General features: G+C 43.4%; 17 protein-coding genes, 2 tRNA genes and 1 pseudogene. 6 read left to right on the top strand and 14 right to left on the bottom strand.

Going from position 1 to position 21,497, the window contains the following annotated elements; translation table 11 throughout:
- A pseudogene (locus WAK81_RS04135) lies at positions 1-93 on the bottom strand (bifunctional methylenetetrahydrofolate dehydrogenase/methenyltetrahydrofolate cyclohydrolase); the annotation flags it as partial.
- A 153-nt stretch (positions 94-246) separates the two neighbouring features.
- On the opposite strand from WAK81_RS04135, the gene WAK81_RS04130 reads away from it, so the two are divergent.
- Together WAK81_RS04130 and WAK81_RS04125 are read left to right on the top strand one after the other, a co-directional pair.
- Positions 247-320: transfer RNA gene (locus tag WAK81_RS04130), tRNA-Cys, on the top strand.
- A 10-nt stretch (positions 321-330) separates the two neighbouring features.
- Positions 331-416, top strand: a tRNA-Leu gene (locus WAK81_RS04125).
- Between the two features lie 149 nt (positions 417-565).
- Here WAK81_RS04125 and WAK81_RS04120 read toward each other — a convergent pair.
- The 3 genes from WAK81_RS04120 to WAK81_RS04110 all read right to left on the bottom strand — a co-directional run bounded on the left by WAK81_RS04120 (position 566) and on the right by WAK81_RS04110 (position 3,034).
- Positions 566-1,468, bottom strand: a complete 903-nt coding sequence (locus WAK81_RS04120; RefSeq protein WP_422195793.1) for a helix-turn-helix transcriptional regulator — start codon at positions 1,466-1,468, stop codon at positions 566-568.
- A 152-nt stretch (positions 1,469-1,620) separates the two neighbouring features.
- Positions 1,621-1,824: a hypothetical protein gene (locus tag WAK81_RS04115; RefSeq protein ID WP_422195792.1), complete on the bottom strand. Its 204-nt coding sequence runs from the start codon at positions 1,822-1,824 to the stop codon at positions 1,621-1,623.
- A gap of 217 nt (positions 1,825-2,041) precedes the next feature.
- Entirely contained in the window at positions 2,042-3,034 is a 993-nt protein-coding gene (locus WAK81_RS04110) for an NAD(P)H-quinone oxidoreductase (RefSeq protein WP_422195791.1), read from the bottom strand.
- Between the two features lie 130 nt (positions 3,035-3,164).
- Here WAK81_RS04110 and WAK81_RS04105 point away from each other — a divergent pair, with 130 nt between their 5' ends.
- Complete coding sequence (locus tag WAK81_RS04105) at positions 3,165-3,509, top strand: thioredoxin family protein (protein ID WP_422195795.1); 345 nt, start codon at positions 3,165-3,167, stop codon at positions 3,507-3,509.
- Positions 3,510-3,579: 70 nt separating this feature from the next.
- On the opposite strand, the gene WAK81_RS04100 is transcribed toward WAK81_RS04105, so the two are convergent.
- From WAK81_RS04100 to cysD, 3 genes are all read right to left on the bottom strand, one after another.
- Positions 3,580-3,852, bottom strand: coding sequence for a hypothetical protein (locus tag WAK81_RS04100; protein ID WP_422195790.1), 273 nt, complete (start codon positions 3,850-3,852; stop codon positions 3,580-3,582).
- Positions 3,853-4,000: 148 nt separating this feature from the next.
- Positions 4,001-5,617, bottom strand: coding sequence for a sulfate adenylyltransferase subunit CysN (cysN, locus tag WAK81_RS04095; protein WP_422195789.1), 1,617 nt, complete (start codon positions 5,615-5,617; stop codon positions 4,001-4,003).
- Positions 5,618-5,726: 109 nt separating this feature from the next.
- The gene (gene cysD, locus WAK81_RS04090) at positions 5,727-6,641 is read right to left on the bottom strand and encodes a sulfate adenylyltransferase subunit CysD (protein WP_004730252.1); all 915 of its coding nucleotides are present in this window, start codon (positions 6,639-6,641) and stop codon (positions 5,727-5,729) included.
- 323 nt (positions 6,642-6,964) lie between these two features.
- Here cysD and WAK81_RS04085 point away from each other — a divergent pair, with 323 nt between their 5' ends.
- The 3 genes from WAK81_RS04085 to WAK81_RS04075 all read left to right on the top strand — a co-directional run bounded on the left by WAK81_RS04085 (position 6,965) and on the right by WAK81_RS04075 (position 10,189).
- On the top strand, positions 6,965-7,507 hold the full coding sequence (locus WAK81_RS04085) for a hypothetical protein (protein WP_422195788.1): 543 nt from the start codon (positions 6,965-6,967) through the stop codon (positions 7,505-7,507).
- A 302-nt stretch (positions 7,508-7,809) separates the two neighbouring features.
- The gene (locus WAK81_RS04080; RefSeq protein ID WP_422195787.1) at positions 7,810-8,445 is read left to right on the top strand and encodes a YqiJ family protein; all 636 of its coding nucleotides are present in this window, start codon (positions 7,810-7,812) and stop codon (positions 8,443-8,445) included.
- Positions 8,446-8,482: 37 nt separating this feature from the next.
- Positions 8,483-10,189, top strand: coding sequence for a flotillin family protein (locus WAK81_RS04075; protein ID WP_071850590.1), 1,707 nt, complete (start codon positions 8,483-8,485; stop codon positions 10,187-10,189).
- Between the two features lie 65 nt (positions 10,190-10,254).
- On the opposite strand, the gene sucD is transcribed toward WAK81_RS04075, so the two are convergent.
- From sucD to WAK81_RS04040, 7 genes are all read right to left on the bottom strand, one after another.
- Positions 10,255-11,145, bottom strand: coding sequence for a succinate--CoA ligase subunit alpha (gene sucD, locus WAK81_RS04070; RefSeq protein WP_422195786.1), 891 nt, complete (start codon positions 11,143-11,145; stop codon positions 10,255-10,257).
- Between the two features lie 13 nt (positions 11,146-11,158).
- On the bottom strand, positions 11,159-12,325 hold the full coding sequence (gene sucC / locus WAK81_RS04065; protein WP_422195785.1) for an ADP-forming succinate--CoA ligase subunit beta: 1,167 nt from the start codon (positions 12,323-12,325) through the stop codon (positions 11,159-11,161).
- A 170-nt stretch (positions 12,326-12,495) separates the two neighbouring features.
- Positions 12,496-13,926 carry a dihydrolipoyl dehydrogenase gene (gene lpdA / locus WAK81_RS04060; RefSeq protein ID WP_422195784.1) on the bottom strand — a complete coding sequence of 477 codons (1,431 nt, stop codon included), beginning with the start codon at positions 13,924-13,926 and terminating at the stop codon, positions 12,496-12,498.
- A gap of 61 nt (positions 13,927-13,987) precedes the next feature.
- Positions 13,988-15,202 (bottom strand): 2-oxoglutarate dehydrogenase complex dihydrolipoyllysine-residue succinyltransferase, encoded by a 1,215-nt coding sequence (gene odhB, locus WAK81_RS04055; RefSeq protein WP_422195783.1) that lies wholly within the window; start codon positions 15,200-15,202, stop codon positions 13,988-13,990.
- An 18-nt stretch (positions 15,203-15,220) separates the two neighbouring features.
- Positions 15,221-18,043 (bottom strand): 2-oxoglutarate dehydrogenase E1 component, encoded by a 2,823-nt coding sequence (locus WAK81_RS04050; protein ID WP_422195782.1) that lies wholly within the window; start codon positions 18,041-18,043, stop codon positions 15,221-15,223.
- A gap of 821 nt (positions 18,044-18,864) precedes the next feature.
- Positions 18,865-19,575, bottom strand: coding sequence for a succinate dehydrogenase iron-sulfur subunit (locus WAK81_RS04045; protein ID WP_004279433.1), 711 nt, complete (start codon positions 19,573-19,575; stop codon positions 18,865-18,867).
- A gap of 14 nt (positions 19,576-19,589) precedes the next feature.
- Positions 19,590-21,488: an FAD-binding protein gene (locus tag WAK81_RS04040; protein WP_422195781.1), complete on the bottom strand. Its 1,899-nt coding sequence runs from the start codon at positions 21,486-21,488 to the stop codon at positions 19,590-19,592.
- Between the last annotated feature and the right edge of the window lie 9 nt (positions 21,489-21,497).

Below are 21,497 nucleotides of genomic sequence, written 5' to 3'. Positions count from 1 at the left end.
ACGACCTGATTTTGCTTTCAGCGCTTCTACGCGAGTAAACAAGTCAGCTTCAATTTGCTTCGCCAATGCACGACCGTCTAGAACTAATGCCACGGCACTTCTCCCAAGTGTTGATATGAATCAATTTTGCACATTCTACATGAATAATTTAAATATTTTCCGCCAGATGATGTTTTTATGCGCATACGGATGAATACACTATTGTTTTTTTTTCTGAGCTTGATAATATACGCATCAACAAGACGCGGCGGGGTGGCAGAGTGGTCATGCAGCGGACTGCAACTCCGTGGACGCCGGTTCGATTCCGACCTCCGCCTCCATCTTGTTAAAGCCCGAGTGGTGAAATCGGTAGACACAGGGGATTTAAAATCCCCCGCCCACAAAGCGTGCCAGTTCGAGTCTGGCCTCGGGCACCATTCTTCTACTATAGAAAAATGGTGCAAATAAAGAACCCAGCGAAAGCTGGTTTTTTTATGCCTGTAATTTAGTTAGTCAAAAAATAAGTAAATCAAATTTCCATCTAAAGCATCATCAAATTAGGCCACCCTGCTCTACTTTCTCAATATTATCCGGCAGAGCGCAAATAGCCTTCCAGATCCTGTTCCAGTTTCTGCTGAAAATGAATCGGTTCAATAATTTTCACATAAGGCAACCAGTAACGTACCAAAGGTAATAACTGCATTTCGTGACGGATCTGGCAACTGATCACTAACTCTCCAGTCTCGGCTTCCTGCTCGATCTGCTGTTCTGGAAATAAACGGCGCTCTTTAAAAAAGACTGTGACTTCAGGTTGTACCCTGATTAAGACCTGCTGCTTTTGCTGCCCAAACCAGATGCTGTCTTCATCTGCCAGCATTTTCAACACTTCAGGATCATGCTCAAAGCTCTCCACCTCAAAAACCAGCTCGAGCTGTTGCAACTGACTTAAGCGATAAGTGCGCAGCTTGCTTTCACTCACAGCAGCCAAGTACCAGATGCCATGATGATGAATCAAACGATAGGGCTGGATGATTCGCAATTGATCTGAATATTGCAGCTTAACCTGCTGACGTTTATAGATTGCGCCTGCAAGCAGCTTGAAATGCTCGGCAAACTGTTTAGCATCCTCAAAATGATAGCCTTTTGCCGAAAATACCTGATTTGCCCGCTCATCCAGCAGTTCACGGATAAAAGACATATCCAGCGCCGGATACAACTCACTAATGCCCGAAAGCTGGGCAAAGGTCTGGATATCCTGCAACTTAAACCGTCCTAAATAAGAGGGTTCCAGATAATATCGTTTCTGCTCATCTTGAAGTAAGGGTAAGTAAGAGCCTAAACGATCAAAATCACGTTCAATGGTGCGGGTGCTGACTTGAAATTCTGCAGCTAGCTCTACAGCCCGGAGTTGATATCCGACATTTAATTTGGTCAAAATTCTGGCTAAACGCTCTGCAAGACGCTCATGTATTGAAGCTGGGCGCTTCATAAATCCCCACTTAATACATTCTCATGTACTTATTTATCGCTAGATGTTAAATGATTATACTGAATGCCGATCAGTGAATAATATTAGGACAAAGTCTAATATATTTTTTAGATCAGATCTTGACCCTTTATTGACCCTAAAAATACAAGATCTTATTTGGATTTTCTGGATGTTTTCTTGCTTGAATGACGATGCTGTTGCGTTAATCTTTCCATATAGCGCTCCAGATGCAACATCGCTCGATACATTTTATGTAACTCTGCCCAACTGATGGTTCCGCGAATAATCATTTTATGAATACGTCGTAATGCTCTTAAACTATGTTTTGAACTATATGCTGTTGAAATAATTTTCATCTTATTCTCCCTCTCACATTCATGTGAATGTTTAACCAATTGGTCGGAATTATCGATAGATGCAATTTACGTATCATAATTGACAGGTTGTGTCGAACAGTTAACATTTTTTAATTTCTATTCAAAATTTTATATATTTATTTGTAATAAGATTTTACTTAAAATTAAAAAAATGCCAGTAAAATTACTGGCATTTTTTTAAATCACTTATCTCGTATTAAATAATTTCAACCACAACTTTACCCACATGTTCTCCAGTATCCATTGCAGCATGGGCATCCTGAATTTGATCAAACTTAAACGTTTTATAGATCATCGGCAGACATTCGCCTTTTGCCCATAACGGTGCAACCTGCTCTTTCAGACCTTGTGCAATTTCCGCTTTTTCAGCCGTGCTACGCGCACGCATGGTTGAACCGGTAATAGTCAAACGTTTCATCATGATTTGTCCGAGTTTAACTTCTTTGGCTTTGGCCCCGCCCAAGAAAGCGATATAGACCAGACGTCCATCACGGCGCAACAAATTCAAATTACGCTCTAAATAAGGTGCACCGACCATATCTAAAATGACATCAACACCGCCATTGTCAGTGGCTTCATTAATAACTTGTTCAAAGTCCTGAGTTTTATAGTTAATAGCCGTGGTTAAATCAGAAATCGCTGCAACTTTTTCATCTGAACCGACGGTTGCAAAAGTTTTAATTCCAAGTGATTTACACAACATCAAAGCAGTCGTACCAATACCACTCGTTCCACCATGCACCAGTATCGTTTCCCCTGCTTTGGCCTTACCCATCTGAAACACATTGGCCCACACGGTAAAGAAGGTTTCAGGAATGGCCGCTGCCTGTACAAAACTTACACCTTCAGGAATATTCAAGGTCTGGCTTTCTGGCACTACGCAATATTCAGCATAACCGCCACCATTGGTCAAACCACAGACTTGATCACCGACTTTAAACTTGCTCACATCGCTACCGACCGTAACCACTTCCCCTGCCACTTCCAGACCAGGAACTGGCGTTACCCCTTTCGGCATCGGATATAAGCCTTGACGCTGCAGGATATCTGGACGGTTAATGCCAAAGGCATGGACTTTTACCAGCACCTCATCTGCTTTAGGTTCAGGTACAGTCACCGTTTCATAAGCGAGTTTATCAACACCACCCGGTTCTGTAATAATGACTTGCTGCATGGTTTGTTGTGACATGATTTCTTTCCCTAATCTATGCATTTCATATGTCTTGAACTTATTTGAACATAGTTAGCATGAGGAATGAAGCCACATCGGACTTATGTATAATCGGGGGACTATTCAGGAAATTGATAATAGGCCGACCATGACCCAAGTGATCGAATATAACGAAAACAACTACAGTGATTTTGAGTGGCTTGAAGGTTTTGCCGTGATTCGCTTTTATGCAGACTGGTGCAAGCCTTGTGTTCAGAATTTTCCGGTATTTGCCGAACTGGCGACATACTATGCTGAGGTAAATCCTGAGATTAAATTTGGCAAGATCAATGTGGATCAGTCTCCGATTTTAACCTTGCGCTATAATGTCTATGGTTTGCCTTCTACGCTTATTTTTAGAAATGGAGAAATCATTAAAAGGATTGCAGGCGTGAAAAGTTTAACCGAAATAAAAGCAATTCTGGCCGTAGTTCTCAATGATTCTTATGAATAATTATCCATATAAAGCTAAATCCAACAAAAATATTTCTTTTAGCTCGCTATCTAAAATACGGAGCCTTTAATTAACTACGCCCTTTATATTCCTTTACCATTCGATCACTCACGTCTTCCGGATAACACAGCAGCGTATATCCGCCTGCACGATTATAAGCACTACGCTTACCACAACGACTACCATTACTTGCAGTATTGTAAGGACACGGACAATTTCCGGGATAACTCTCAATCGACTGCTGGATTATTTTTTGCTTAATCGATTCAGTACTGGCTGTGGTTGGCTTGGCATCTATCCCAAAAGCCAAACACAGTCCCAGTAAAACTAAAATTTTTTTCATCATATTCCCCTCTTGTCTAGATTTTATAGAGAGTGAATATTTATGTGAATGATTAATTTTCAAACACTGTCTAAACTCTATTCAAATCATCATTCAGAGCATAAAAAAACCCGCCTCTCGGCGGGTTTTTTTAAATCAACTCAATCTATTATAGACGAACCAATTCCACAATCTTCTCAGCAAGTTCTTCAACTGCTTCAACATTTAAAGTCGTGTCTGTACCTTCAGCAGCATCGGTAATCACAACCACACCAGTTTCACGAACCAGTGCAACCTGCTCCGCATTCAAACCTGCTTTAGCAATTGCCACAATACCTTGTTGAAGCAACAAGCTTTCAAGCGCCTGAGCATTTTCCAAAGCTTTGGCAGTTACAGTTACAGCAGCAGGTTTTTGACCCAAACGTGCCGCACGTGCTTCTGCAGTAACAGGCTCATCATGTGCAGACCATTCAACTGATTCTTCCACCATACCCGCACCAATCGTCACGTTATTTAAACGATCGATGAAGATAAACGAACCGGTGAAACGGCTGTCCTGATAACGGTCAAAGACCACTGGTGCATCAAATTCAACAGTCACATTGGCAATTGCATTTAGCTCAAGCTTATCCACCTGAACTTTTTCCAAAGTATTGACGTTGGTACGGTAATGAATTGCCGTTACTTTTGCAGGAACGGTTTGTGTACCAATCTTGATGTTGTACAGCTTACCCAGTACAAGTGGTTGATCCGCCATCCACACTACAGTCGCTTGAACTGAACGTGAAATATTTGGAACAGCTTGATCCGCACGAATTAACACATTACCACGTGAAATATCAATTTCATCGTTAAGCGTTAAAGTCACTGCCTGACCTGCAACTGCATGCTCAAGGTTGCCATCAAAAGTAACGATTTCTTTAACTGTAGAAGACTTACCAGAAGGTAATGCTGTTACGGTATCGCCAACATTGATATCACCGAGTGCGATCGTACCGCAGAAACCACGAAAGTCGAGGTTTGGACGGTTCACGTATTGCACAGGGAAACGGAAATCCTGCTTCGCTGAACTACGGTTAATTTCCACCGATTCAAGCGTACCCATCAGCGTTTCACCAGTGTACCACGGCGTATTGGCTGACTTGTTCACCACATTATCGCCATTCAGTGCAGAAATAGGCGTAAAGATGATATTGCTTGGTTTACGGTCACCCAATTGTGCAACGAATGCCGCATATTCAGCCTGGATTTCATTGAAACGTGTTTCAGAGAATTCCACCAAGTCCATTTTGTTGATCGCAACAATGATGTTCTTGATACCAAGCAAGCTTGCTATAAAGGTATGACGACGTGTCTGGGTTTGCACGCCATAACGCGCATCAATCAAAATGATCGCAAGATCACAAGTCGACGCACCGGTTGCCATGTTACGGGTGTACTGTTCGTGTCCCGGCGTATCCGCGATGATGAACTTACGTTTTTCAGTCGAGAAATAACGATATGCCACATCAATGGTAATGCCTTGCTCACGCTCTGCTTGTAAACCATCGACCAGAAGTGCCAAGTCAGGTGCATCACCTGTCGTACCGACTTTTTTCGAGTCCCGGGTCACGGCCTGTAATTGATCTTCATAAATCAATTTTGAATCATAAAGTAGACGACCAATTAGCGTCGATTTACCATCATCCACGTTACCGCAAGTCAGGAAACGCAACAGGTCTTTATTTTCATGTTGTTTCAGATAGCCCAAGATATCTTGGCTGATTAAATCAGATTGATGAGACATCGCTCAAAGCTCCACATATTCTTTAGAAATCGGTTTTTGAATCCCCCTGTATCCCCCTTTATAAAGGGGGAAATCTCCTCTCTTTTTTAAAGAGAGGTCGGGAGAGATTCTAGAAGTAGCCTTCCTGCTTCTTCTTCTCCATTGAGCCTGCTTCATCATGGTCAATCATACGACCTTGACGCTCAGAACTGGTTGCCAGCAACATTTCCTGAATAATTTCCGGCAAGGTATTGGCTGTAGATTCCACAGCACCTGTTAATGGATAACAACCCAAAGTACGGAAACGTACCGATTTCATTTGTGGAACTTCACCTTCTTTTAAAGGCATACGCTCATCATCAACCATAATAAGTGTGCCACTACGTTCAACCACAGGACGTTCTGCAGCCAAATAAAGTGGTACTAATGGAATACTTTCCAAATAGATGTATTGCCAGATATCCAGCTCAGTCCAGTTAGATAACGGGAATACACGAATACTTTCGCCCTTGTTCACTTTACCGTTATAAAGATTCCAAAGTTCTGGACGCTGGTTTTTTGGATCCCAGCGATGTTTCGAATCACGGAATGAATAAACACGTTCCTTGGCACGTGATTTTTCTTCATCACGGCGCGCGCCACCAAAAGCAGCATCAAAACCGTATTTATCCAAAGCCTGTTTTAGACCCTGAGTTTTCATAATGTCGGTATATTTAGAACTACCATGGTCGAATGGGTTAATACCGGCCTCGACCCCTTCTTTATTCTGATGCACGATCAAATCGAAACCATGGGTTTTCGCCATGTTGTCCCGGAAAGTGATCATGTCTTTAAACTTCCAGCCTGTATCGACATGTAATAATGGAAATGGAAGTTTTGCTGGGTAGAACGCTTTTAGCGCAAGATGCAGCATGACCGCCGAATCTTTACCAATCGAATACAGCATGACCGGATTTTCAAACTCGGCAGCAACTTCGCGGATGATATGAATACTCTCAGCTTCAAGCTGTTTGAGATGAGTAAGTCTTTCCTCATTTAACGACATGGACAACACCAGCTTAGAAAAACGTGTACTTATGACACTTTTGAAAATTTATATTCATTATAGTGATTTACTTATCCTATCCATTGCTTGTTTTATGATATTGATATATCAAAAGCTCATATAAAAATTCATCAATAATGAATATCAGTTTTTATGAATCAATTATTTGCACAATTCAAGCCAAGATATTTTGTGGTATAGGTATATATTACCCTGTCGCTAAACCAATAAAATCCTAGGAAAATAATCTAAAGTAGTGGTTCTCAAATAGTTGAAAAATTACTAGAGTAAGACTCAATTCTCCCGATTGATATACTTCGTTTATGCCCTATAGCGCTTTTGATCTCGCCACTGTAAAAACCCGTCTGGAACAGGCCCAGCTTGCCGGTTATATTTATCAGCATCAGCAACATATTTTAGTTCTACAAGAACCCTTCAGTGATGATGGCAAGCCTCTAAATATTTATCTGCAACACGAGCTGACCGCGGATCAAATCGGATTACAGTTTGGTCTGCGTTTACAGGAAGGTCATTGGGAATTTCTAGTCGGCGTTACTTATAGCAACCAGAACGCAGCTTACGAAATCGGTGCTGGCAACCTCAGAGGTGATCAAAAAGCCTTTAACTTATTATATGCCTTTTATAATTATCCTAAAGCGTTCTATCTGGTGGCATTACCTTTGACGACCAACAGCGAGATTTTGGAGCAAACCCTGCAACAGCAGCTTTTCAAGCAGCCTGATCTCGATTTCCTGAATACTGCAATCAAGGTCAATCCTATGGGCGAACAGGTCAAATGGATGCAACACTATATTCTGCAACAGACTCTAGATATGAAAGTCCGGATTCAGACTGCTCTGCTTTAGGCTTGAACAGAAAAATTTAGAGATACTCAGGTCGATGTATCTCTATCAAACTCTCAGGCAAGCTTAGACAGAATGCCAAATTCCTATTGCCGCGATGGCATCACTTGCTCAAACATCCATTTAACTTATAGTTTATTATTAATTTTAATAGTTCAATAATTATTAAATAATCAAGATATTCAATCTTTTTTATAAGGTTTTTTGTTATTTTTTTGCATACAAAATCAACAATTACTGTTATCGTTATATCAATAAAAACTTTCAGATACTTTTCCTAAAAACATAATTATAGAGATAAAAAAATGTGGGAACTGTTTACGCATCCATCAAATATCGTATTTAGTATTAGCCTTAGCCTAATGCTGATGTTTGCTGCACTAGAATGTACTCTATTGCTGCTCGGCGGCGGCTCTCAGCATATCTTTGAACAGTGTTTACCTGAAGATCCCCTGCAACCGGAAATAAGTCCGGATCAACATCCCGGTATTTTCAGCAAAGTATTTGACTGGTTATATCTGGGGCGTCTGCCTTTATTTATCTGGCTAATTATTTTCCTGACCAGTTATGGCTTGAGCGGTTTATTGATTCAGGGAATATTTGAGCGCCTGACCAGCCAGCTGTTTAATGTCTGGCTGATTTCTCCGGCCTGCCTGTTTCTGTGTATGCCTGTGGTGCGCTTTCTTGCCATGGCCGCCAGTAAACTCCTGCCCCAAGACGAAACCTCTGCGATTCATAGTGATGAACTCATTGGACGTACCGCGACCATTATTCTCGGAGATGCCAAAGTAAATTCTCCAGCACAAGCCAAAGTCCGGGATCAACATGGTCAGACTCATTATGTTCTGGTTGAACCAGAAAACAATCAAATTTTAAATCAGGGCCAGAATGTGGTTCTAACCCACAAAACCAAGAACGGCTTTCAAGCCATTGCACTTTAATATTATTTAGCTAGCACTTAATTGAGACTTTATAATAATGCTAACATTTGATTTATATAATATTTTAATTATTGCGGGAATTATTTTTGTGGCACTGGTGACCTTCGGTCTCATCATTGCACGCTTATACCGTCGCTCAAGCAAAGAAATTTCCTTTGTGCGTACCGGTTGGGGTGGTGAAAAAGTGATTTTAGGTGGAGGTGCAATCGTGCTTCCTGTCTTGCATGAAATCATTCCAGTAAATATGAATACCTTACGCCTTGAAGTACGTCGTGCAGATGATCAGGCACTGATTACCCGTGACCGTATGCGGGTCGATGTCATGGCCGAATTCTATGTGCGGGTCAAACCTACCGCAGATTCAATTGCCACCGCAGCACAAACCCTTGGTCAAAAAACCATGTCACCCAATGAATTAAAAAATCTGGTGGAAGGTAAGTTCGTCGATTCACTGCGCGCAGTAGCGGCAGAAATGGCCATGGAAGAACTGCATGAAAAACGCGTCGATTTCGTGCAAAAAGTACAGCAAGTCGTTTCAGAAGATTTACACAAAAATGGTCTGGAGCTTGAAACGGTTTCCCTAACCGGACTGGATCAGACCGGATTTAAATACTTTAATCCACAAAATGCGTTTGATGCTGAAGGTCTGACCAAACTCACTGAAACCATTGAAGACCGTCGTCGCAAGCGTAACCACATTGAACAGGATACCGATCTAGCGATCAAAACCAAAAATCTGGAAGCTGAACAGGCGCGCCTGCAAATTATTCGTGAAGAAGAATATGCCAAACTGCAGCAAGAGCGTGAAATTGCCATTCGCCGAGCTGAACAACTGGCTGAAATTGCCGCTCAGGAAGCCGGCAAAAAACGTGAAGCAGAAGAAGCACAAATTGCCGCTGAACGAGAAGTCGAACTCAAGCGTATTTTAGCCGCCCGTGATGTCGAAAATGAAAATATTCAAAAGGCTCAGCTGATTCAAAAAGCACAGGTCGAGCAAAAGAAAACCATTGAACTGGCTGAACAGGATCGCGCCATTGCCATTGCGGAAAAATCACGTGCTGAATCTGAAGCCAAAGCCCAAGCCGATCAGGCGCGTGCACAAGCGGTAAAAGCGGAAGAAGAGGTCATCACCGTACGTCAAATCCAGCAGGCAGAGCGTCAAAAAGCAGTTGAACTGGTCGCAGCCAAAGAACATGCTGAAAAAGATGCGATTGCCATTACAGTTGCCGCTGAAGCTGGCAAACAAGCGGCAGCAGATGATGCAGAAGCAGTGCGGATTGCGGCTGAGGCTGAAGCAGAAAAAGTCCGCCTGAAGGCCAAGGGTGAAGCGGATGCAAAAATCCTACTGGCTCAGGCAATGGAAAAACAGTATCAAGTCGATGCTGAAGGTACACGTGCGGTCAATGAAGCAAATAACGTCCTGTCACCTGAACAGGTCGAAATGCAGATTCGTCTGGCCATGCTGAAATACTTGCCTGAAATTATCCGGGAAAGTGTCAAGCCAATGGAAAATATTGATGATATCAAGATTCTTCAAGTTAATGGCCTACATGGCGGTCATGCCGGTGCCTGTCAGGCGGATGCTCATCATGAAGGTAGCAATGTTGCGCTCTCCGATCAGGTGGTGAATAGCGCCCTACGTTATCGTAGCCAAGCACCGCTCATTGACAGTCTGATGAGTGAGCTTGGTATTCAGGGTGGAGATATTAATGGCATGACTCAGAGCCTTAAAGCTAAAACTTAAAAATAGAATGCGATATAAAAAAGCTCCCATCTGGGAGCTTTTTTATTACAGGTTTACTTTGGATATCAAGCCAAACCTTTATCTTTTAACACTTGCAACATAGTTGAACCGAGTTCGGCAGGACTACGTGTATAGGCCATACCCGCATGCTCAAAGGCAGCAAACTTTTCTTCTGCTGTACCTTTACCACCTGAAATAATCGCACCTGCGTGACCCATACGTTTGCCTTTAGGGGCAGTTACACCCGCGATATAACCGACCACAGGTTTGGTGACATGCGACTGAATATACTCCGCTGCTTCCTCTTCCGCAGTACCGCCAATCTCACCAATCATGATGATGGCTTCAGTTTGCGGATCTTCCTGGAACAGTTTCAAGCAGTCAATCTGGTTCATGCCCGGAATTGGGTCTCCACCAATCCCGATACAGGTCGACTGACCCAGACCCAGTTTCGTGGTTTGCGCCACAGCCTCATAAGTCAGTGTGCCTGAACGTGAGATAATCCCGATTTTACCCGGCTGATGAATATGCCCCGGCATGATCCCGATCTTACATTCACCTGGCGTAATAATACCCGGACAGTTTGGTCCGATCAGACGTGTGCCATTACCATTGGTTTCCAGATAACGCTTGGCTTTGAGCATGTCGATGGTCGGTACACCTTCCGTAATCACCACAATTAACTCAATGCCAGAATCAACCGCTTCAACAATAGAATCCAGTACAAAGGGTGCCGGAACATAAATCACCGAAGCATCTGCACCTGTTTCTTTCACCGCTTCACGCATGGTATTAAATACAGGCAATTCAAGATGAGTTTGACCACCTTTACCTGGGGTTACACCACCCACAACTTTGGTACCATAGGCCAGAGCCTGTTCAGAATGAAATGTGCCGTTTTTGCCTGTAAAGCCCTGTACCAACACTTTAGTGTCTTTATTAACTAATACGCTCATGATCAATACCCCTTTAAGCTTTTACAGCAGCAACGATTTTTTCTGCAGCGTCAGCAAGACCATGTGCAGAAATCAACTTCAAACCTGATTCATCCAGTAATTTTGCACCCAGTTCTGCATTGTTGCCTTCGAGGCGAACAACCACAGGAACGGTCACATTTACTTCCTGAACCGCTGCAATAATTGCTTCAGCAATCATGTCACAACGTACAATTCCACCAAAAATATTGATTAATACACCCTGCACAGAAGTATCTGCCAAGATAATTTTAAAGGCTTCAATCACGCGCTCTTTGGTTGCACCACCCCCCACATCCAGAAAGTTGGCTGGTTGACCGCCATAAAGCTTGATAATATCCATGGTTGCCATGGCAAGACCGGCACCATTGACCATACAACCAATGTTACCTTCCAGCGCTACATAGTTCAGATCAAACTCAGACGCTTTTAGCTCACGTTCATTTTCTTGAGACTTATCACGTAATGCCGCCACTTCAGGCAAGCGGTACAGCGCATTTGAATCAATTCCGATTTTGGCATCAACACACAGAATGTCGCCATTTTCACGCACAGACAACGGATTAATTTCGAAAAGAGCAAAATCATTGTCTACAAATGCCTGATAAGCAGCTGTCATGACTTTAACAAACTGATTGATTTGTCCATCTTTGAGTTTAAGTGCAAAAGCAACTTCACGCGCCTGAAATGGCATTAGACCGACTAAAGGATCAACCTCAACTTTAATAATTTTTTCAGGGGTTTCTTCGGCCACTTTCTCAATTTCAACACCGCCTTCAGTCGATGCCATAAAAGTGATGCGGCGAGTCGAGCGATCTACAACAGCGCCCAAGTACAGCTCGCGCTCAACCGGATAAACATCCTCAGAGACTAAAATGCTATTGACTGGCTGACCATTGGCATCAGTCTGATAAGTCACCAAGCGTGAACCAATAATCTGGCTGGCATATTCAGCAGCCTCGGCAGCCGATTTCACTACTTTTACCCCACCAGCCTTACCCCGGCCACCCGCATGCACCTGTGCTTTCAATACTGCAAACTTTCCACCAAGCTGCTCAAAAGCATGCACCGTTTCATCGGCATTGGTGGCAAGTATCCCTTCCTGTACAGGCATACCATATTTTTTTAATAGCGCTTTTGCTTGATACTCATGTAAATTCATTGAATAACCTTTTATTACTTCTTTGCCTTGTTATAACCCACTAGCACCCAGACGTCCGTCAAAGCAGTACCAGCATTTCTTAAAATCGTTATCTTTATTTTTAGATGATTGTTCCAATAAAAACAACCATGAAATGTAAAAAGAGCGACCTAAGTCGCTCTTTTTTCGAATTACTTACGCTTACGTTGAATCGCGTGAATGGCACGACCATCTACCGCCAAAGCAGCTTCATGAACTACTTCAGAGAAAGTTGGGTGAGCAAATGTCATTAACTGCAGGTCTTCAACTGAAGATACAAACTCAAGTGCGATCATGCCTTGGTGTACGATATCAGACGCAGCAGGTCCGATCACGTGCATACCGAGTAAACGATCTGTTTTTGCATCGGCAACAAACTTCACGAAACCAGCACCTTCACCCGCAGCCAAAGCACGACCATTCACAGCAAAACCGAATTGGCCAGTTTTAACTTCGTGACCTTTTTCAGTCGCTTGTTGTTCTGTTAAACCTACCCACGCCGCTTCCGGGTGTGTGTAAATTACAGAAATAATAGTGTCATAGTTCACTTGTGCAGCATGACCGTGAATACGTTCCACTGCCATTACCCCTTCTTCCATTGCTTTATGCGCAAGCATTGGACCACGTACCAAGTCACCAATCGCGTATACACCTTCAACAGAAGTTGCACACCAATCATTTACTTCAACCAAACCGCGTTCAGTCAATTTAATGCCTGAATCACCAGCCAATAAACCTTCAGCATATGCGCGACGACCGACACAAACGATCAATTTATCGAAAGTTTCAGTTTTGTCTTCACCAGCTTGGTTATATTTAACCGTTACTTCACGACCGTTGATTTCAGTACCTGCAACTTTCGCACCGATACGGATATCCATACCTTGCTTAGTCAACAGTTTTTGGAAGTCTTTTGCCAATACCTTATCAGCCATTGGTAAGAATGCATCCATTGCTTCAAATACAACAACTTCCGCACCCAAACGACGCCATACAGAACCAAGTTCTAAGCCGATCACGCCCGCACCAATTACACCTAAACGCTTAGGTACTTCTGGGAATTCAAGCGCACCAGTAGAATCAACAATTAAGTCTTGATCTACAGGAGCTGAAGGAATGTTAATTGGTACAGAACCTGTCGCAAGAATCACGTATTTAGGCTCTAAAACTTGAACTTCACCTTCAAATGGTGTGAATTCAACTTTTTTACCTGCAAGCAATTTACCCGTACCTTGCAACCATTCAATCCCGTTGCCTTTAAGCAACTGAGCAACACCGCCAGTCAACTGATCTACAACTTTGTCTTTACGACTCATCATTTTAGAAAGATCAAATTTAACTTCACCGGTCGTAATACCATGGTCATCTAAATGCTGAACGGTATCTTCATAGCGATGTGAAGAATCAAGCAATGCTTTAGACGGGATACAACCCACGTTTAAGCAAGTACCACCCAAAGCTGGCTTGCCTTTATGAATACGTTTTTCGATACACGCAACTTTGTAACCAAGTTGAGCTGCACGAATTGCTGCTTCGTAGCCGCCCGGGCCACCACCAATTACGACTAAATCGAATTGAGACATGTTTATCTCCAAAAATGGGCCTAGAGTTTTCGCCCTAAGCCCATAAATATATTCTTAAAAATTAAAGATCAAGGATCAGACGCGCTGGCTCTTCTAACAATTCTTTGATTGTTACAAGGAAACCGACTGCTTCTTTACCATCGATTAAACGGTGGTCATAAGACAGTGCAAGGTACATCATTGGCAAGATTTCTACTTGACCATTCACCGCCATCGGACGTTCCTGGATTTTGTGCATACCCAGAATCGCAGTTTGTGGCGTATTTAGAATTGGTGTAGAAAGCAATGAACCGAAAGTACCACCATTAGTAATAGTGAATGTACCGCCAGTCATATCTTCAATACCCAGCTTACCGTCACGTGCCTTGCCAGCATATGCACGGATGCCGTTTTCAACTTCAGCATAGTTCATGCGGTCTGTATCACGAAGTACAGGAACCACTAGACCACGCTCAGATGAAACTGCAACACCGATGTCATAGTAACCGTGATACACGATGTCATCGCCATCAATTGAAGCATTTACCGCTGGGTAGCGTTTAAGTGCTTCAGTAGCTGCTTTAACGAAGAATGACATGAAGCCAAGACGCGCACCGTGACGCTTCTCGAATGCATCTTTGTATTGAGCACGCATTTCCATGATTGGTTTCATGTTCACTTCGTTGAACGTGGTCAACATTGCAGTTTCTTGAGTCGCTGCAAGTAAACGTTCAGCAACACGCTTACGAAGACGAGTCATAGGAACACGTTTTTCGATACGCTCGCCCACTGCAACACTTAATGGTTGCGCTGCAGGTGCTGCCGGTTTCGCTTGATGATTTGCCACATCTTCTTTCGTGATGCGACCGCCACGGCCTGTACCTGCAACATCAGCAGCTGCAACACCAGATTCAGTCAATGCTTTACGCACTGCCGGAGCCTGATCCTGTACTTGTTGACGTTCAACGATCGGTGCATTACCCGCTTCAGTTTGCGCAGCAGCTTGTTCAACTTTTTCTTCAGACTGAACTACTTGAGTTTGCGTAGCGCCAGAAACAGCACCTTCTTCAAACTGTGCAATGACTTCAGCTGAAAGAACAGTATCGCCTTCACCTTTAATAATAGATGAAAGTGTACCATCTGCAGGAGCAACAACTTCTAAAACAACTTTATCAGTCTCAATATCGCAGATCACTTCATCACGTGATACTGCTTCACCTGGTTGTTTGTGCCAAGTTGCGATCGTACCGTCCGCAACTGACTCTGGGAATACCGGTGCTTTAATTTCGGTTGCCATTACTTAGAATCTCCTGGATTATTCAGCGTCGATCGCAAGCGCGTCGTTGATGAGCTGAGCTTGTTGTTTTGCATGCAAATATGGTGAACCACATGCCGGTGCAGCAGAAGCTTCACGGCCTGCATAGCTAATACGTACTTGTTTACCCGCCTTCATCACGTCGTCATATAGACGCGGTGCGATGAACAACCAAGCGCCTTGGTTTTTCGGTTCTTCTTGCGCCCAAACGAGTTCTTTAACGTTTGGATATTGCGCAAGCACTTCTGCCAGGCGTTTTTCTGGGTATGGATATAATTGTTCAATACGTACAATTGCAGTGTTGTTCAATTCTTTTTCACGACGTTTTTCAACTAGGTCGTAATACACCTTACCACCACACAGAACCAGACGGGTTACATCTGACTTCTTGATGTTGTCTACTTCATCAATCACGGTTTGGAATGTACCGTTTGCAAGCTCTTCAAGGCTAGATACAGCAAGCTTGTGACGAAGTAAAGATTTCGGCGAAGTAACAATCAATGGCTTACGGATTGGACGAATCGCTTGACGACGTAATGCGTGGAAAATCTGCGCAGGCGTGGTCGGTGTGATGACTTGCATGTTGTCTTCAGCGCATAGCTGCAAGAAACGTTCCAAACGTGCAGATGAATGCTCTGGACCTTGACCTTCAAAACCGTGTGGAAGAAGCATGGTTAAACCACATACACGCTCCCATTTGGTTTCACCAGATGAGATGAACTGGTCAATTACAACCTGTGCACAGTTTGCGAAGTCACCGAATTGTGCTTCCCAGATGATCAAACTCTTAGGAAGAGTCGTCGCATAACCGTATTCGAATGCCAATACCGCCATTTCTGACAATAAAGAGTCATAGATTGCAGTACGCGGCTGGTTTTCTTTCAGGTTACACAGCGGAAGATAAGTTGAACCATCTACCTGGTTATGCAGTTTTGCATGACGGTGTGAGAAAGTACCACGACCTACATCTTCACCAGTTAAACGAAGCAAGTAACCATCATCTAGTACAGTTGCATACGCCAGAGTTTCAGCAGCACCCCAGTTCAGTGGCATTTCGCCCGTTTGCATTTTCAGACGGTCATCAATTACTTTTGCAACTTGACGCTGCATCACGAAGCCTTCAGGAAGCTCACGCATTTTCGTGCCAAGCTCTTTTAGACGTTCGATTGGGAAAGTTGTATCCCACTCGTCTGTGTACTCATGACCTAAATAAGGTGTCCAGTCCACAAACATTTTTTTGTTTGGTTCAAGGACCAGTGCATTGGCAACATGATTACCCGCTTCCAGGTCTGCACGGTAATTTTCAACCATCTGATCTGCACTTGCGCGATCAAGAACACCCTGTTGTACCAGTTGATCCGCATAAAGCGTACGCGTGGTCGCTTTCTTGTTAATCACTTGATACATCATTGGTTGAGTTGCAGCTGGTTCATCCGCTTCGTTATGACCACGACGACGGTAACAGAACATGTCAATCACAACATCTTTACGGAAAGTATGACGGAAGTCATGTGCCAGTTGTGAAATGAACACCACAGCTTCAGGATCATCACCATTGACATGGAAGATCGGTGCCTGAATCATTTTTGCGATGTCAGTACAGTATTCTGTAGAACGCGCGTCACGTGGATCAGAAGTCGTGAAACCAACCTGGTTGTTAATCACAATGTGCACTGTACCACCCACGGTATAACCGCGAGTTTGTGACATCTGGAAAGTTTCCTGATTGACGCCCTGACCTGCAAATGCAGCATCACCGTGTACGATTAATGGCAATACGTCATCGCCGCCAATGTCTTTACGACGTACTTGACGTGCACGTACCGAACCTTCAACCACAGGGCCAACGATTTCAAGGTGTGACGGGTTAAACGCCAATGCCAAGTGAACTTCGCCACCCGGAGTCATGACGTTTGAAGAGAAGCCTTGGTGATACTTAACGTCACCAGAACCTTTCTTGTGAATAGATTTACCTTCGAACTCACCAAACAGGTCAGCCGGGTTTTTACCCATGATGTTAACAAGAAGGTTTAAACGGCCGCGGTGAGGCATACCGATCACAACTTCTTTACAGCCTACAGAACCCGCACGCTGAATAATTTCATTGACCATCGGGATGAATGCTTCACCACCTTCAACGCCGAAACGTTTGGCACCAACGAATTTATTACCAAGATATTTTTCTAGGCCTTCAGCTGCAGTTAAACGCTCAAGGACATGTTTCTTTTGATCAGCATTGAAGCCATATTGACCGCGTGCACTTTCTAGACGTTGTTGAATCCAACGTTTTTCTTTGGTGTCCACGATGTGCATGTATTCAGCACCGATTGAACCACAGTAAGTGGCTTCCATTGACTGAACCATTTCAGCCAAAGTCGCTTCTTCTTTACCGATCGCCAGGTTGCCAGTATTGAATACTGTGTCTAGGTCAGACTGAGTCAAACCATGCGCAGCAAGATCTAGATCAGGCACAACTTCACGCTTCGCCAAACCTAACGGATCCAGTTTTGCTTTCTGGTGACCACGGTTACGGTACGCAGCAATCAGCTGTAGCACGCCAATTTGACGACGTTCATGCTCTGAGCTAACTGTCGACTGAACAATAGGCTGAATACGGCTTGAATTGCGACCTAAAAGTAGGAATTGCTCACGTACATTACTGTGTGGTTGATCACCTTTTGGGAATTTATCGAAGTACGCTCTCCAGTCAGCACCCACTGAGTCTGGAGCAGTCAGATACTGCTCATAAAGTTCTTCAATATACGCTGCACTATCAGCGGAAAGTTCAGTGTCAAGACGCAGAGCGTCAGCAACTTCTTGCATTTGTGGACCCATTTCCTATTGCAAAAACATTTTCAGGATGCTTTTTAAGCAAAACCCAGGATTATTAGCATCAAATTGGTAATATGATACTAGTCCCCCATAAGGCATAAGCCATGAGGCGTTATCACCACACCAAGAAAATCTTGATATGTTTAATGAACAATAACGCCCCTCAGCGGCATCATCACTCATTGAATACCCGATCGAAACCGGGCAATTTTTTGCAAATCGACTTAGAAAAAAGTAAGCATTAACAAAGATTTTTTCTAAAGCGACTCGGGTCTACCTTTATATACCAGTCCCTGATTATGCAGTGTTTAAAAAATGTACCTGGCGTGGCATTTTTTAAACATAGTCATGGGGTAAATGCTAACATGTTCTCAACTTTTCAATTGATTTTTTTGACACATACCTTCCATAAATTGGCTAAATACAGTTCAGATATTTTACTCTAATATATGGTGCTTTATCTCAAAAATAGATTCAATGTAGACTTAAGTCCTAAGCATTTCCGATAAATAAAAAGAGAGCAAACCTTTCAATCCACTCCCTCCTTAAATTTCCGTTATATAATAACATCGTTCTTGCTATTTTTCAGGTCAGTTTTACATCTAAAAATCATAAATACCCAAAATAATCACATGTTCTTCTTATATGGCGCTCAAAGCCATTACCCTTTTCCTGACTGTTTCACTCAACTTTATACATTTTAAGTATAGTATCTTTATTTTTATCTTATGATTTTTTAATTTTCCCAATAGTTTGCATAAAAAAAGCACACCTGAAGGTGTGCTTTTTTCTAAACTGCGAAGAGCAGCCTATTAGCCTGCCATATCTAAAAGCATATTACGGATGTGACCGATTGCTTTCGTTGGGTTCAAGCCTTTAGGACATACAGATACACAGTTCATGATGCCTTTACAACGGAACAAGGAGAATGGGTCGTCTAGACGAGCCAAACGCTCTTGTGTTCCGGTGTCACGCGAGTCAATGATGAAGCGGTAAGCATTCAACAATGCTGAAGGACCCAAGAACTTGTCCGGGTTCCACCAGAATGACGGGCATGAAGTTGAACAGCATGCACATAGAATACATTCATATAGACCATCAAGATGCTCACGCTCTTCAGGAGACTGTAAACGCTCCTTAGGAGGCGCAGGCTGGTTGTTGATCAAGAATGGATGGATCTTGTTGTACTGATCATAGAACTGGTTCATGTCAACCACCAAGTCTTTCACTACAGGAAGACCAGGCAATGGACGAACAGTAATTTCATTTGGTAAATCGTTCAGGTTCCAAAGACACGCCAAACCATTTTTACCATTAATGTTCACGCCATCAGAACCACAAATACCTTCACGACATGAACGACGGAACGTTAAAGTTTCGTCCTGTACTTTTAATGCAAGAAGTGCGTCAAGCAACATACGGTGCTTGTCAGTCAATTCAAGTTTAAAAGTTTGCATGTACGGTGCTTTATCCTTGTCAGGATCGTAGCGGTAGATATGAAATGTACGAGTACCTCTACTCATCTAAATTCTCCTGATTAGAATGTACGTGGTTTAGGTGGAATCGCGTCAACCGACAATGGACGGTAACGAACTGGCTTGTACTCTAGACGGTTATCCGCAGAGAACCATAAAGTGTGCTTCATCCACTCATCATCACGACGACCATATGGGTATTCAGCATGGTCTGGAGACTCCTCAAAGTCTACAACCGTATGCGCACCACGGCATTCTTTACGAGCAGCAGCTGAAATAAGCGTTGCTTTCGCAACTTCATACAAGTTTTCAACTTCAAGTGCTTCAATACGTGCAGTGTTGAATACTTTAGATTTGTCTTTCAAGTGAATATTGCGTACGCGTGGTTCAATTGCAAGAATCTGTTTCACACCTTCGTCTAGAAGCGCAGATGTACGGAATACACCAGCGTGGTCTTGAACGATGTCACGAATTGCATCAGCAACTTCCTGAGCATTTTCACCTGTAGCAGATTCGTCAAGTTTACGAATACGCGCAACAGTTTGCTCAAGTACAGTCGTCGGAAGTGGCTCATATTCGCCGTCGTGCTGTTTAGTCACATATTCAATGATATGTTGACCAGCAGCCTTACCAAATACAACCAAGTCAAGCAGTGAGTTCGTACCTAAACGGTTTGCACCGTGTACAGATACACATGAACACTCACCAATTGCATAAAAGCCTTTTACTGGCTTAGCAAAGTCACGACCTTCGAGATTTGTAGAGTAAACGTCGGTGTCTTTGTTGTAGTTAGCAACAAGCGCTTCAGTTTCACGAGACTCAGGAACAACCACCTGACCATGAATATTCGTTGGAATACCACCCATTTGATAATGGATTGTTGGTACTACAGGAATTGGCTCTTTAGTGATGTCAACGTTCGCGAATTTCTTGCCAATCTCGAATACAGATGGAAGACGTTTCATGATTGTGTCAGCACCCAAGTGCGTCATATCAAGCAGGATGTAATCGCCTTTAGGACCACAACCACGGCCTTCTTTGATCTCTTGGTCCATAGAACGTGATACGAAGTCACGTGGCGCCAAGTCTTTCAAAGTTGGTGCATAACGCTCCATGAACGGTTCGCCGTCTTTGTTACGAAGGATAGCACCTTCACCACGACAACCTTCAGTCAACAATACACCTGCGCCCGCAACACCCGTTGGGTGGAATTGCCAGAATTCCATATCTTGCAATGGAATACCTGCACGAGCCGCCATACCAAGACCGTCACCAGTGTTGATATAAGCGTTTGTAGATGCGCGGTAAACACGACCAGCACCACCAGTAGCAAACAATGTAGCTTTTGCTTGGAATACTGCAATTTTACCAGTTTCCTGGTCAATTGCTGTAACACCTAAAACGTCACCTTTTTCGTTACGGATCAGGTCAAGCGCAATCCATTCTACGAAGAATTGAGTTCCCATTTTCACGTTGCTTTGATAAAGCGTGTGAAGAAGTGCGTGACCTGTACGGTCGGCAGCAGCACATGCACGTGGCACAGCTTTTTCACCGTAGTTTGCTGAGTGACCACCGAATGGACGCTGGTAAATTGTACCGTCAGCGTTACGGTCGAATGGCATACCTAGGTGTTCAAGTTCATAAACCACTTGAGGCGCTTCACGAGTCATGAACTCAATTGCGTCTTGGTCACCTAACCAGTCCGAACCTTTTACAGTGTCGTAGAAGTGGTAGTGCCAGTTATCTTCTTGCATGTTACCAAGAGATGCACCAATACCACCCTGCGCCGCAACAGTGTGCGAACGCGTTGGGAATACTTTAGTCAGAACCGCAACTTTCAAACCAGCTTGAGCAAGTTGGTAAGACGCACGCATACCTGAACCACCACCACCAACGATGACAGCATCGAAAGTTTCATGCGGAATATTTGTGTAATCTTCTTTAGGGTTTATAGCGCCCATGATTGTTTC

The sequence above is a fragment of the Acinetobacter sp. genome (assembly GCF_049284435.1).
In the GTDB taxonomy this organism is placed as follows: Bacteria; Pseudomonadota; Gammaproteobacteria; order Pseudomonadales; family Moraxellaceae; genus Acinetobacter.
Note: the sequence above shows the minus strand (reverse complement) of the source record. Positions and strands in the feature narration are given on the sequence as shown.

Bases quoted from the DNA above. Each gene is read 5' to 3' on its own strand.
- WAK81_RS04120 (WP_422195793.1), bottom strand. From the start codon at position 1,468: ATGAAGCGCCCAGCTTCAATACATGAGCGTCTTGCAGAGCGTTTAGCC.
- WAK81_RS04115 (WP_422195792.1), bottom strand. From the start codon at position 1,824: ATGAAAATTATTTCAACAGCATATAGTTCAAAACATAGTTTAAGAGCA.
- WAK81_RS04110 (WP_422195791.1), bottom strand. From the start codon at position 3,034: ATGTCACAACAAACCATGCAGCAAGTCATTATTACAGAACCGGGTGGT.
- WAK81_RS04105 (WP_422195795.1), top strand. From the start codon at position 3,165: ATGACCCAAGTGATCGAATATAACGAAAACAACTACAGTGATTTTGAG.
- WAK81_RS04100 (WP_422195790.1), bottom strand. From the start codon at position 3,852: ATGAAAAAAATTTTAGTTTTACTGGGACTGTGTTTGGCTTTTGGGATA.
- cysN (WP_422195789.1), bottom strand. From the start codon at position 5,617: ATGTCTCATCAATCTGATTTAATCAGCCAAGATATCTTGGGCTATCTG.
- cysD (WP_004730252.1), bottom strand. From the start codon at position 6,641: ATGTCGTTAAATGAGGAAAGACTTACTCATCTCAAACAGCTTGAAGCT.
- WAK81_RS04085 (WP_422195788.1), top strand. From the start codon at position 6,965: ATGCCCTATAGCGCTTTTGATCTCGCCACTGTAAAAACCCGTCTGGAA.
- WAK81_RS04080 (WP_422195787.1), top strand. From the start codon at position 7,810: ATGTGGGAACTGTTTACGCATCCATCAAATATCGTATTTAGTATTAGC.
- WAK81_RS04075 (WP_071850590.1), top strand. From the start codon at position 8,483: ATGCTAACATTTGATTTATATAATATTTTAATTATTGCGGGAATTATT.
- sucD (WP_422195786.1), bottom strand. From the start codon at position 11,145: ATGAGCGTATTAGTTAATAAAGACACTAAAGTGTTGGTACAGGGCTTT.
- sucC (WP_422195785.1), bottom strand. From the start codon at position 12,325: ATGAATTTACATGAGTATCAAGCAAAAGCGCTATTAAAAAAATATGGT.
- lpdA (WP_422195784.1), bottom strand. From the start codon at position 13,926: ATGTCTCAATTCGATTTAGTCGTAATTGGTGGTGGCCCGGGCGGCTAC.
- odhB (WP_422195783.1), bottom strand. From the start codon at position 15,202: ATGGCAACCGAAATTAAAGCACCGGTATTCCCAGAGTCAGTTGCGGAC.
- WAK81_RS04050 (WP_422195782.1), bottom strand. From the start codon at position 18,043: ATGCAAGAAGTTGCTGACGCTCTGCGTCTTGACACTGAACTTTCCGCT.
- WAK81_RS04045 (WP_004279433.1), bottom strand. From the start codon at position 19,575: ATGAGTAGAGGTACTCGTACATTTCATATCTACCGCTACGATCCTGAC.
- WAK81_RS04040 (WP_422195781.1), bottom strand. From the start codon at position 21,488: ATGGGCGCTATAAACCCTAAAGAAGATTACACAAATATTCCGCATGAA.